11 protein-coding genes and 2 riboswitches are annotated in these 12,840 nt (G+C 60.7%); of the genes, 7 read left to right on the forward strand and 4 right to left on the reverse strand.

Annotated features, from left to right (window positions below; genetic code table 11):
- Complete coding sequence (locus tag J3A65_RS16825) at positions 1–1,023, reverse strand: aldose epimerase family protein (protein WP_209902386.1); 1,023 nt, start codon at positions 1,021–1,023, stop codon at positions 1–3.
- 121 nt (positions 1,024–1,144) lie between these two features.
- The gene (metA, locus tag J3A65_RS16830; protein ID WP_209902388.1) at positions 1,145–2,068 is read right to left on the reverse strand and encodes a homoserine O-succinyltransferase; all 924 of its coding nucleotides are present in this window, start codon (positions 2,066–2,068) and stop codon (positions 1,145–1,147) included.
- 62 nt (positions 2,069–2,130) lie between these two features.
- Positions 2,131–2,208, reverse strand: a riboswitch (SAM riboswitch).
- A gap of 118 nt (positions 2,209–2,326) precedes the next feature.
- Here metA and J3A65_RS16835 point away from each other — a divergent pair.
- The 7 genes from J3A65_RS16835 (at position 2,327) to J3A65_RS16865 (ending at position 10,813) form a co-directional block, all read left to right on the forward strand.
- Complete coding sequence (locus J3A65_RS16835) at positions 2,327–2,977, forward strand: thiamine diphosphokinase (protein WP_192085646.1); 651 nt, start codon at positions 2,327–2,329, stop codon at positions 2,975–2,977.
- 7 nt (positions 2,978–2,984) lie between these two features.
- On the forward strand, positions 2,985–4,799 hold the full coding sequence (locus J3A65_RS16840; RefSeq protein WP_209902390.1) for an ABC-F family ATP-binding cassette domain-containing protein: 1,815 nt from the start codon (positions 2,985–2,987) through the stop codon (positions 4,797–4,799).
- A gap of 167 nt (positions 4,800–4,966) precedes the next feature.
- Positions 4,967–5,440 carry a response regulator gene (locus J3A65_RS16845; protein ID WP_062462225.1) on the forward strand — a complete coding sequence of 158 codons (474 nt, stop codon included), beginning with the start codon at positions 4,967–4,969 and terminating at the stop codon, positions 5,438–5,440.
- A gap of 167 nt (positions 5,441–5,607) precedes the next feature.
- Positions 5,608–5,715: riboswitch (TPP riboswitch) on the forward strand.
- A 42-nt stretch (positions 5,716–5,757) separates the two neighbouring features.
- The gene (gene thiB / locus J3A65_RS16850; protein WP_209902392.1) at positions 5,758–6,780 is read left to right on the forward strand and encodes a thiamine ABC transporter substrate binding subunit; all 1,023 of its coding nucleotides are present in this window, start codon (positions 5,758–5,760) and stop codon (positions 6,778–6,780) included.
- A gap of 15 nt (positions 6,781–6,795) precedes the next feature.
- Positions 6,796–8,418: a thiamine/thiamine pyrophosphate ABC transporter permease ThiP gene (gene thiP / locus J3A65_RS16855; RefSeq protein WP_209902395.1), complete on the forward strand. Its 1,623-nt coding sequence runs from the start codon at positions 6,796–6,798 to the stop codon at positions 8,416–8,418.
- Positions 8,411–9,085 (forward strand): ATP-binding cassette domain-containing protein, encoded by a 675-nt coding sequence (locus J3A65_RS16860; protein WP_209902397.1) that lies wholly within the window; start codon positions 8,411–8,413, stop codon positions 9,083–9,085. Before thiP ends, J3A65_RS16860 begins: the two co-directional genes overlap by 8 nt.
- 291 nt (positions 9,086–9,376) lie before the next feature.
- Positions 9,377–10,813, forward strand: coding sequence for a M48 family metalloprotease (locus J3A65_RS16865; protein WP_348635230.1), 1,437 nt, complete (start codon positions 9,377–9,379; stop codon positions 10,811–10,813).
- Between the two features lie 107 nt (positions 10,814–10,920).
- Here the strand turns inward: J3A65_RS16865 and J3A65_RS16870 are convergent, their stop codons facing one another.
- Complete coding sequence (locus tag J3A65_RS16870) at positions 10,921–11,784, reverse strand: RNA polymerase factor sigma-32 (protein WP_062462213.1); 864 nt, start codon at positions 11,782–11,784, stop codon at positions 10,921–10,923.
- A gap of 296 nt (positions 11,785–12,080) precedes the next feature.
- Positions 12,081–12,656: a CarD family transcriptional regulator gene (locus J3A65_RS16875; protein ID WP_062462212.1), complete on the reverse strand. Its 576-nt coding sequence runs from the start codon at positions 12,654–12,656 to the stop codon at positions 12,081–12,083.
- Positions 12,657–12,840: the final 184 nt, after the last annotated feature.

A 12,840-nucleotide genomic window follows, 5' to 3' on the forward strand; every position in this document is an offset into this window, starting at 1 on the left:
TCAGCTCTTCGAAAACACGTAGTCGGTTTCCTGGCGCAGGGTTTCGCCCGGGCGAAGCACTGCATTGGGGAAAGTCTCGTGGTTGATTGCATCGGGCCAGACCTGGGTTTCCAGGCAGAAGCCGGCGTAAGGCGCGTAGGGACGGCCTTCCATGCCGGGCACCGGCAAGGCGAGCTTGAAGCCCGCGTAGAACTGGATCCCCGGCTCCGTGGTGCGCACTTCGAGCTGCACGCCGGAATACAGGCTGCGGGCAAGCGCGATCGAGCGCTTGGCGGTCCTTTCCTCCGAGAGGCAGTAGTTGTGATCGAACGGCACCTGCTCGCCATCGGCACCGGTCCGCTGGATCGGACCCATCTCGCTCAGGTCGAACGTGGTGCCAGCAAGCGGCATCAGGACGCCGGTCGGCACCATCCTTTCATCCACCGCCGTCAGCTCAGCCGCGGCGATCATCATGTCGTGGCCGAAAATGTCGGGACGACCGTCGAGATTGAAATAGGAGTGCTGGCAGACGTTGGCGGGCGTCGGCTGGTCGGTCACCGTGTCGTAGATCACCGAAAGCACCCCGTCTTCCATCAGCTGGTAGGTCGCAGTGACGGTGCAATTGCCGGGATATCCGGCGCGTCCGTCCGGGTCGGTGATCTGCAGCACGACTCGGTCTTCCGCGTGATCGACGATCGACCAGATGCGCCGGGCGATACCGTCGGATCCGCCGTGCAGATGGGTTACGCCGTCTTCGTTGAGTTCCAGCTGGTATTCTGTGCCGTCGATCGAGAAGCGGCCATCGCCGATGCGATTGGCACAGCGACCCGGCGTGGCGCCGAAATAGGGCGAGTAGGCCTCATAGTCTGCGAAATTGTCGAACCCCAGCACCAGAGGCGGCTCGTGGCCGGCAAGCCGCAGATCCTGAATAACGGAGCCCCAGGTAAGAACCTGGGCTGTCAGCCCGCCGCCCGACAGCGTGATCCGATGCACCGCCTCGCCGCTCTTCGTCGTGCCGAAAATCTCGAATTCATGACCCGTCATAACCCATCTCCCGAATGTTTGCGGCAAACTGCGTGATTTCGATCAAAGCTGCAACGAGGCCAGCGGAAAATTCCGTCAGGCTCTCATCCAGCAAGGATGACGGGGCAGAAACCGGTCTCGGTCACTCGGTGCCGATTTTTTCGACGTCGTAAGGCGTCGTCTGGTAGATCTCGTTAATCCAGTTTCCAAACAGCAGATGCGCATGACCGCGCCAGCGGTTGAGCGGAGCCAGCGTATCGTCGTTGTGCGGAAAATAGTCGTGCGGCATCTTGATCGGTATGCCGGCATCGACATCGCGGAAATACTCGTCGGCAAGCGAGGTGGAATCGTATTCGACGTGGTTAAACATGAACAGCCGCCGTCCGGCCCGCTCATGCACGAGGCAGAGGCCCATTTCGTCTGATTCCATCAGGATCTCGAGGTCACTGCCGGCCTTTTCAACATCCTCCCGACGAACTTCCGTCCAGCGCGACACCGGCACCTGGAAATCGTCGGAGAAGCCGTTGAGGTAGACGGAGGCCGGCGACAGGTTGCGGTGGCGATAGACCCCAAACGCCTTTTCCTTCAGCCCGTGCTTCGGAACGCCGTGGAAATGATAGATGGCGGCCATCGCCCCCCAGCAGACATTCATGGTGGAATGCACGTTGGTGGTGGTCCAGTCGAAGATTTCCTTCATCTCCTGCCAGTATGTGACGTCCTCGTAGGGCAGGGTTTCCACCGGCGCTCCCGTGATGATGAAACCGTCGAACTTGCGGTGCTTCACCTCTTCCCACGTCTCGTAGAACGACAGGAGATGATCTTCCGATGTGTTCTTGGCCTTGTGGCCGCCGATGCGGACCAGCGAAAACTCGACTTGCAGCGGCGAAGCGCCGACAAGGCGCGCCATCTGCACTTCGGTCTTGATCTTGTTGGGCATGAGGTTGAGAAGCCCGATCTGCAGTGGCCGGATGTCCTGCCTGACCGCCATCGTTTCGGTCATCACGCGCACGCCCTCGGAAACGAGCGTGTTGAAGGCAGGCAGCGTATCGGGGATCTTGATCGGCATCTCTTCAACCCAAAAACAAAAAGCCGGCACGAAGAATCGCAGCCGGCCCGTGGGAAGTTTTTGAAACTCTTCTCGCGGCCCTTTAGCGACTTTTTTTACGTGGCTGCAAGCCGGCCGGCCAAATCACCACGGAATTTCGACTTTTCAAATAATCCCTGCCACGCCCGCCGTCAATGGCAGCAAAAATGACCGCTTTCGCACGAACAGTGCGACACGCGCCTTTCCCTTGCGAGCCGCTTTAGGATATGGGCATGGGCAATGGCCAACTCGACCTTCACGATCCTGCTCGGCGGTGACCTCACCGTAACCGACCGACTGCAAAAGGCAGTTGCCGCAAGCCGCTTCATTGCGGCCGACAGCGGCATGCGCCATGCAGAGGCGCTGGGTGTGATGCCGGAGCTCTGGGTGGGCGACTTCGATTCCTCCGACGCCGCCCTGATCGAGCGCTTTCCGGATGTCGAGCGCCGGACCTATCCGCCTGAAAAGAACGAGACGGACGGCGAGATTGCGACGGCTGAAGCGATCGAACGCGGCGCGACGCGGTTGATCCTGATCGGCGCACTGGGCGGCGAACGATCCGACCACGCGCTCCAGCATTTTCTACATGCGATGAGCCTTGCCGAACGCGGCCATGACGTTCTTCTGACATCCGGCGAGGAAGAGGCTGTGCCGTTTCTCACCGGCACGATGACGCTCGACCTGCCGAAGGGCGCGCTGTTTTCCGTCATCGGTTTTACCGGCCTTGCAGGCCTCGACATTCTCGGCGCGCGCTATCCACTCAAGGATTACGCACTGCCCTTCGGTTCCTCCCGCACCGTGTCCAACGTTGCAGAAGGGCCGGTCCAATTCCATTTACGTGACGGCAGGGCGATGATCCTTGCCCGTCCAAACGATTTTTCCGGAGCATAGACGCCGCATGGCACCGCCTATTCTGAAACTCGACGATATCGTTCTAACCTTCGGCGGCACGCCGCTTCTCAACGGAGCTGCGCTGCAGGTGGAGCCCGGCGACCGCATCTCCCTCGTCGGCCGCAACGGGTCGGGCAAATCGACGCTGATGAAGATCGCCGCCGGCATGGTGGAAGCGCAGTCGGGCGAGGTTTTCCGGCACCCCAATGCGACGATCCGCTATCTCGAACAGGCGCCGGATTTTGCTGGTTACAAAACCGTGCAGGCCTATGCGGAAGCGGGGCTTGGACCGGGCGACGACCCCTACCGCGTCACCTATCTGCTGGAGCATCTGGGCCTGACAGGCGAGGAAGACCCGGTCAGGCTTTCCGGTGGCGAGGCGCGACGTGCAGCACTTGTCCGCGTCATGGCACCGGAACCTGATATCCTGATGCTGGATGAGCCGACCAACCATCTCGATCTGCCGACCATCGAATGGCTGGAAGACGAGCTGCGCAAGACCCGTAGCGCACTGGTCGTCATCAGCCATGACCGTCGCTTTCTCGAAAAGGTGTCGAACGCCACAGTCTGGCTCGACCGCGGCACCTCCCGCCGCCTGTCGCGCGGTTTCGGCCATTTCGAAGCCTGGCGCGATCAGGTTCTCGAAGAGGAAGAGATCGAGCAGCACAAGCTCGGCAAGGCGATTGAGCGTGAAGAACACTGGATGCGCTACGGCGTGACCGCAAGGCGCAAGCGCAACATGCGCCGCGTCGGCGAGCTGCAGTCCATGCGTGCCGACTACCGCGGCCACAAGGGACCGCAGGGCTCCGTTCAGGCCTCCGTCGCCGAAGGCCGCGAGTCCGGCAAACTGGTGGTGGAAGCGGAAAACATCACCAAGACCTATGACAAGCCGATCGTTGCGCCATTCTCGATCCGCATCCATCGCGGCGACCGCATCGGTCTTGTTGGCCCGAATGGTGCTGGCAAGACGACGCTGCTCAAGATGTTGACGGGCCAGCTCGCCCCCGACGGCGGCTGGATCAAGCTCGGCACCAATCTCGAAATTGCCACGCTTGACCAGAAGCGCGAGGACCTCGACCCCGCAGATACGCTGTCTCACTACCTGACAGACGGCCGCGGCGAAACGCTGCTGGTCAACGGCGAACAGCGGCATGTCGCGGGCTACATGAAGGATTTCCTGTTCCAGCCGGAACAGATCCGCACGCCGATCAAGAACCTCTCCGGTGGCGAGCGCGCGCGCCTGATGCTGGCCCGCATGCTGGCAAAGCCGTCGAACCTTCTGATCCTCGACGAACCGACCAACGACCTCGACATCGAGACGCTGGACCTCTTGCAGGAAATCGTCGCGGGCTATGCCGGCACCGTCATTCTCGTCAGCCATGACCGCGACTTTCTCGACCGGACCGTGACCTCGACGATCGCTCCGGTAGATCCGGATTCGCCGGATGGACGATGGATCGAATATGCCGGCGGCTATACCGACATGCTGCAGCAGCGCAAAGGCATGGCCGACGAAAAGCGCCGCGCCGATAAGGCGGAAAAGGCGAAAACGGACAGCACTGCTCCGGCTGCCACCAAGACAAAGGGCAAGCTCTCCTTCAAGCAGAAGTTCGCGCTGGAAAACCTCCCCAAGGACATGGCCAAGGCGCAGGACGAGATCGCTACATCCGAACGGAAGATGGCCGATCCCAAACTCTTCGCCAAAGACCCGTCGGCGTTTTCAAAGCTCGCCGCAGAGACGGCAAAACTACGCGATCGTGTCGCCAAAATGGAAGAAGAATGGCTGGAGCTTGAGATGCTCCGAGAACAGATTGAAGGATAGTTAAAGAATTCCTATACTTAACAAATAAATATCCACCGTTTTATTTGTCGCGAGCCGGAACAAACATTCCCCGCTGACGTTGGCATCCATCAAGTGGTCGAAATGCGTAGTGCGGTATGAATGCCGACATGCCGACCAGATGGAAACAAAACGGTTAGGAATGTCCAATGCTGACTAATGTGATGCGTCGTCGGCTGGCGAGTGATGCAATGGAACAGCGCGTTCTGATCGTCGAGGACGAATTCCTGATCGCGCTTGATGTTGCCGAGACTGTCGAGAGCATGGGTCTCAAGGTTGCAGGCTTTGCCAGCGCCCGCAAGCACGCCCTGTCGCTCGGCGCATACGCCGATATCGCGCTGGTCGACGTCAATCTCTCCGACGGCCGGACCGGTCCGGAAATCGGGCGCGAACTCGCTGCCGAATACGGCCTGACGGTCATCTTCATGACGGCCAATCCGGAAGACGTGAAAGACGGCGTCGAAGGATCGCTCGGCGTTCTGACCAAGCCGGTCATGCCGCATGTGGTGGAGCAGACGATCGACTATGCCATCGCCAACCGTCTCGGCGGCATGGCGATCGTGCCGCGTGACCTCAAGATATTCCGCAACGACTCCCAGTCAGGCTACGCGCTCAACGCGTGAACCTTGTTGCCAAAGAACTACTAGCAAGAAAGCCGTCCGGCACGCCGGGCGGCTTTCTTGCTATCGAGACTGCTATCGCACGACGCCCCTCGGTCCTTGGCCCTGAACGCAAGACGGCAGCGGTTCGACACCACTTGCCAGACAATTCCTTCACCGTTACATCTACTCCCGCTCTAACGGGGTGCTGCGCGGTAACGTGCGGCTGAGAGGCTTTCAGCCAACCCGCGGAACCTGATCCGGCTAACACCGGCGGAGGGATTAGACGGCTCACGATCAGCGCCTATTCCCCTTGTAGATTGATTTTGAAGGAGGCGTTGATGCGCAAACTCTTGCTATCGCTCACCGTGGCTGCGGCCACCATCATCCTGTCACCGGCCGCAAGGGCCGAGGACAAGGTGCTGACCATCTACACCTATGAAAGCTTCACCGCCGACTGGGGCCCCGGCCCCAAGGTGAAGGCGGCTTTCGAAAAGACCTGCGCCTGCAAGGTCGAATTCGTGGCTGTCGCCGATGGCGTCGCACTTCTGACCCGGCTGAAGCTGGAGGGTGAGACGACCAAGGCCGATATCGCGCTCGGGCTCGACACCAACCTGATTTCCGAGGCCAAGGCCACCGGCCTGTTCGAACCGCATGGACTGCAAGTATCCTCCACAAACGGCGGCATCAGCGTTCCCGGCAATTACGCCGACGATACGTTCCTGCCCTATGACTACGGCCATTTCGCCGTCGTCTACGACACGAAGACCATCAAGAACCCGCCGAAGAGCCTGAGGGAACTGGTGGAGGGCGATCCGTCGCAGAAGATCGCGATCGAAGATCCGCGCACCTCGACACCCGGCCTCGGCCTGCTTTTGTGGATCAAATCCGTCTATGGCGACAAGGCGCCGGAAGCCTGGGCAAAGCTCAAGGGCCGCATCCTGACCGTCACCCCCGGCTGGTCTGAAGCCTACGGCCTGTTTACCAAGGGCGAAGTGCCGATGGTGCTCTCCTATACGACCTCGCCCGCCTATCACATGGTGGAGGAGAACGAGAACCGTTACCAGGCGGCTGATTTTTCCGAGGGACATTACGTTCAGATCGAAGTGGCCGGCATGCTGAAGGGCGCCCGTGACAAGGATCTCGCCCGTGACTTCCTGAAGTTCATGGTGTCGCAGGGCTTCCAGGATGTGATCCCTACCACCAACTGGATGATGCCGGTGACGAAGACGTCGCAACCGCTGCCAGACGCTTTCGGCAAGCTGGTTCAGCCGGAAAAGACATTCCTGATGGGATCTGACGAAGTCGCGAAGAACCGCCAGGCATGGATCGACGAATGGCTGAACGCCATGAGCATGAACTGATCGGCTGAACCGGGCATGCTGCTGACCGCTGCCGAGCGAAGACGAGGGATTTCCGGCGGGGTGATAAGCCTCGGCGCGATCGCGCTTTTCGTCGGTATCGCGGTCTCGGCCCTGCTGTCCTGGGACGCCCCTGAAACGCAGGGGCGATTGTTCTCGGCCTATACCGGCCGCATCCTGCAGTTCACGCTGTGGCAAGCGGCGCTATCGACCTTGTTCTCTGTGTGTCTGGCGCTTCCCGTGGCGCTGTCACTGGCAAGACGGCCGCATTTCATCGGCCGTATCTGGATCGTGCGGCTGATGGCGTTGCCGATGGGTCTGCCGGTTCTGATCGGTGCGCTGGGTCTGATCGGCATCTGGGGGCGCCAGGGCGCGGTGAACGGCCTCCTCTCGACATTGGGACTGGAGCAGCCGATCAGCATTTACGGCCTGACCGGCATTCTTCTGGCCCATGTGTTCTTCAACCTGCCGCTGGCCGCCAGACTGTTTCTCGTGGCGCTTGAACGGCAGCCGGCGGAATACTGGCTGCTGTCCACCAGCCTCGGCATGAAGCCCCTGTCGATCTTCCGTTTCATCGAAGGCCCGGCCCTGATCCGCGTCGTGCCAGGCATTGCCGGGCTGATCTTCATGCTCTGCGCCACCAGTTTCACGCTGGTCCTCATCCTCGGTGGCGGGCCGGCGGCAACGACACTGGAAGTAGCGATCTACCAGTCGCTGCGCTTCGATTTCGATCCGCCCCGCGCCATCGGATTGGCGGTGCTGCAGATTGCGGTAACCGGCCTGATCCTCGCCGCCCTCGCGTTTCTCCCCGCCCCCGACGGCACACATGTGACCGCCGGCCGCGCCACCCGCCGCTTCGATGGACGCACATGGGGCGCAAGGCTGTGGGACGGCTCGACCATCCTCGCTGCGACCCTGTTTCTCGTCCTGCCGCTTGCCTCGATCTTCCTAGCCGGCATCAAGGCCGATCTCTGGCGGCTGGCCTCAAGCCCCGCCTTCCTCAACGCGGCCTATACAAGCCTGTCGATCGCGCTGCTCTCCGGGCTTTTGGCCGTCAGCGCTGCGTTGGCGATCATCCATTCGCGCATTGCCATAAGGGATCTCCGTCATCCCGGCATCCCGGCGCGCGGGCTGGCGGCGATGCTGGGTGCGACGTCGTCGCTGGTGCTGCTGGTGCCGCCGGTCGTGATCGGGACAGGCTGGTTCCTGCTGCTTCGCCCGTTCGGAGATGTCTCGCGTTTTGCCCCCGCACTGGTCGCGGCCATCAACATGCTGATGGCCCTGCCCTTCGTGATGCGGGTGCTGGAACCGGCGATCGAGGATCATCGGCGACAGACGGCACGGCTGGCCGCGAGCCTTGGAGTAACAGGCTTTTCGAGACTGCGGCGGATCGACCTGCCCTTCCTGATCGGCCCTGCCCTGACGGCACTGTCGTTTGCCATGGCGCTCTCGCTCGGCGATCTCGGTGCTGTGGCCCTGTTCGGATCCTCGGAACTGACGACCCTGCCCTGGCTCGTCTACAGCAGACTATCCAGCTACCGAACCAACGACGCCGACGGGCTTGCCCTGCTTTTAGGCATGATATGTCTGGCGCTCACGATCCTCGGAAGTCTGAGCCGCCGAAAGGGATACGATGGCTGACAGCATCCGCCTGGAAAAGATCGCGCTGCAACTCGGCACCAAACGGTTCAGCTTCGATATTGCCATGACCGACGGCGCGATTACCGCCGTGACCGGGCCGTCTGGTTCGGGGAAATCGACCCTCTTGAACCTGATCGCGGGCTTCGAGATACCGGAGTCCGGCCGCATCCTGATTGCCGGCGAGGACGTGACCCACGCCCATCCCTCAAAGCGGCCGATCTCGCTGGTGTTCCAGGACAACAATCTGTTCGCTCACCTCGATCTCGTCACCAATATCGGCCTCGGTGTCGATCCGTCGCTGAAGCTTTCGCGTGAGGACAGGTCGAGAATATCGCAATCACTCGAACGTGTCGGGCTTTCAGGCTTCGAGACACGCAAACCGGGAACGCTGTCCGGCGGCGAGAGGCAACGCGCTGCCTTCGCGCGGGTGCTGGTGAGAAAGAGGCCCGTTTTGCTGATGGACGAGCCGTTTGCGGCGCTTGATCCCGAACTCAGGGCTTCGATGGCATCGCTGCTTCTGGACCTGCACCGCGAAACCGGCAATACGGTGGTGATCGTCAGCCACGACCGCGCCGAGGTTCAAAAGCTTGCCGATGTGGTGGTCGCCGTCGACGATGGCACGATCGTGAACTCCGCCGCAAACACGGCTATTCCTTACGCCCGCTAGAGGCCAGTCGACGGAGCGTCGTCACGAATAGAGACAGGCGAAAACCAACGTTATCGCAGTGCCACAATTTGGTCTTGCGGCGATGTCATCGCCTTGGTTTATCAGAAGTCAATTGCAAACGCGCCGGCTGAACCTATCTCTTTTATCTGTGCATGCGATGCGAAAATCGGTACGAAGCGAAGGTGAACAGGACTGACGGTGCAGAAGACACGGATCAAAACACGCGAGGACGCGACACCCGGCAGGACCGGGCAGACCAGCGCACCGCGCCGTTGGAGACGCTTTGCCGTCGTGTTGCTCGCAGGTGCAGCACTCGCAGGCTGTCAGTCCGTGTTCGACCAGGCCTATACGCCGAACGTTTCTCCATCAGACTCGCCTCAGATCGTCGACGAAGTTCAAAAGAACGATCCGCGGGCGCAGATGGGTGCACGCGAGCATCCCCGTATCGTTGCAAGCTATGGCGGCGAATATCGTGACGCAAAGACCGAACGGCTGGTTGCCCGGATTGCCGGTGCGCTGACCGCTGTTTCGGAAAATCCGACGCAATCCTTCCGCATCACTATCCTCAATTCCCCGGCGATCAATGCCTTCGCCCTGCCCGGTGGCTATCTCTACGTCACGCGTGGACTGCTGGCGCTCGCCAACGACGCTTCGGAAGTTGCGGCCGTGCTGTCGCACGAGATGGGACACGTCACCGCCAACCACGGCATCGAACGCCAGCGGCGCGAGGAAGCTGAAGTAATCGCCAGCCGGGTGGTCGCCGAAGTTCTGTCGAGCGACATCGCCGGCAAGCAGGCGCTTGCCCGCGGAAAGCTGAGACTTGCGGCGTTCTCCCGCCAGCAGGAACTGCAGGCGGACGTGATCGGTGTGCGGATGCTGGGCGAAGCTGGCTACGACCCTTACGCCGCTGCGCGCTTCCTCGATTCGATGGCGGCCTATGCGCGCTACTCGGCGGTTGATCCCGACAGCGACCAGAGCCTGGACTTCCTGTCCAGCCACCCGAATTCCGCCCAGCGCGTCGATCTGGCCCGCCGGCATGCCCGCAATTTCGGCCAGGAAGGCGTCGGCGACAAGGGTCGCGACTATTTCCTCGCCGGCATCGACGGTCTTCTCTATGGCGACAGCCCCCAGGAGGGTTATGTCCGCGGCCAGACCTTCCTGCACGGGGGCCTTGGAATACGCTTCGACGTTCCGCCGGACTTCCGCATCGACAACAAGGTCGAAGCCGTGTTGGCGACGGGACCAGGCGAGACCGCGATCCGTTTCGACGGCGTCGCCGCTGGCGACACCAGCAGCTTGCCCAACTATCTGACCAGCGGCTGGGTGGCAGGGCTTCAGCCGGAAACCGTGCGCGAGACAACCGTCAACGGCCTGCCGGCCGCGACCGCACGCGCCTCCGCCGAACGCTGGGATTTCGATGTGACCGTGATCAAGGTCAACGACCAGATCTTCCGGTTCCTGACGGCGGTTCCGAAGGGCAGTCCAGCACTCGACACGACCGCACAGATCCTGCGCAACAGCCTCCGCCGCATGACACAGCCTGAAATCGCGTCGCTGAAGCCGCTCCGCGTTCGCGTCGTGAGCGTTGGGCCGCAGGACACGATGGCATCGCTGTCGAGCCGGATGATGGGCACCGACCGCAAGCTGGACCTGTTCAAGCTGATCAACGCCATTCCGGTCGGCGCGACGTTGTCGCCGGGCCAAAAGGTCAAAATCATTTCGGAATGAGGCTTGTATAAAAGCTTCAAAGCGCGAAGGCCGTTTCAAGGGCCTGCGCGCTTTGAAGCATCGTATCGAGATGTCGCGACCGCCAGAGCGGTGCGGGCAAAGTGTGCTTAGGACACAAGCGCCATCTGCGGATTTGCGGTAACGAGTGCCGACTTCAGCTTCTCGATCGCGCGGCTTTCGATCTGGCGCACACGCTCCTTGGAAATGCCGAGCTTGGCGCCAAGCGCTTCCAGCGTCGCACCGTCGTCAGTGAGCCGGCGGGCGCGGATGATCATCTTCTCGCGGTCGTTGAGCTTGGTGAGGGCACCCTGCAGCCATTTCAGGCGACGCTCGCCATCGATCATCCCCGAGACCTGTTCGTCCGGCAGTGGTTCGCCGCTGGCCAGCATGTCGAGGCGTTCGCCACTGTCGGCATCACCGGAAATCGTTGGAGCCTGAAGCGACGAGTCATTGCCGGAGAGACGGGCATCCATGGTCTGCACGTCGGAAACGCTGACGCCGAGGGCGACGGCAATTTCCTCATGGATGGCCTGGGCCGTGAGGTTGGAGTCGCCGCGGGCAAGTTTTGCGCGCAGGCGGCGCAGATTGAAGAACAGCGCTTTCTGGGCTGAACTCGTACCACCGCGTACGATCGACCAGTTGCGCAGGATATAGTCCTGCATGGAGGCACGGATCCACCAGCTGGCGTATGTGGAAAAGCGGACATCGCGGGCCGGTTCGAACCTTGCCGCAGCCTCGAGCAATCCCACATAACCTTCCTGAACGAGATCGCTCATGGGTAGACCGAACCCACGGAATTTCGACGCCATCGCGATGACGAGACGCATGTGGGCGAGTGCAATCTGGTTTCGAGCACCCTGATCCTGGCGGTCTTTCCAACGGATTGCCAGATCACGCTCTTCCTCGCGGGCGAGATACGGAGCCGACATCGCTATCTTGATCATTGTGCGGTCTGCGGACATGGCTGTCATAGTGTTCTCCGTGGTGCCGTGATCGACAAAGGGCAGAACCAAAAAAAACGCTGAATTGCGGGATTACCGATATTCCAGCCTTGATTTTTGCGAATTTCTGCCGATGTCCCTCAAGTGTCTCGCGGAGGTCTTGGACCGGTTAGGCAATCGCCCCGCTATTGGTTAGGACGGAGAACACGCCGCACGATGCAGCATTAAATTCGCCGTTCCGGCGGGTTAACGCGCTTGTGTTGTAAAGGTTCCAACAAAAAACCCGGCACTAGGCCGGGTTTTTGGTGTTGTCTTTCAGAGACAAATCAGGCTGCTTCTTCTTCCTGAGCTTCATCTTCCTCAACTGTCTTGCCGCGCTTGGGACCCTTGGCAAGGTTGACCTCGATCAGGCGAACGGCTTCCGTATCGGACATCTTGTTGACGGCGGCAATTTCGCGCGCCATGCGATCCAGCGCCGCTTCATACAGCTGACGCTCGGAATAAGACTGCTCGGGCTGGTTTTCGGCGCGGAAAAGATCGCGCACCACTTCTGCAATGGAGATCAGATCACCGGAATTGATCTTGGCATCATATTCCTGTGCGCGACGCGACCACATCGTGCGCTTCACGCGGGCCTTGCCCTGGACCACCTTCAATGCACGTTCGACGAAATCCGTCTCGGAGAGCTTGCGCATGCCGATGCTCAAGGCCTTGGCGACCGGAACCTTCAGGCGCATTTTGTCCTTTTCAAAATCGATCACGAAAAGCTCGAGCTTCATGCCCGCGACTTCCTGTTCTTCGATAGAGGTGATCGTGCCGACGCCATGCGCAGGATAAACAATCGATTCACCAGTTCTAAAGCCCTGGCGTGCGGGAGAATTCTTTTTCAGTTGGGTCGTCATTCGATTCACAAACTCCCTTTGACTCACCCGTTTTATCGGGTCTGGGGAAACCGGGTCTGTCAGGCCCGGATGAGACGGGGGAAACCGTCGGGTCACTCCATACTGATCCGACAACGCGCGCAAAAACAGACCAACTCGCGAAACGGCGACGACAACATCAAAGTGTTGCAATGTCACGGGGAAC

The organism is Rhizobium sp. PvP014, assembly GCF_017876855.1.
In the GTDB taxonomy this organism is placed as follows: Bacteria; Pseudomonadota; Alphaproteobacteria; order Rhizobiales; family Rhizobiaceae; genus Neorhizobium; species Neorhizobium soli.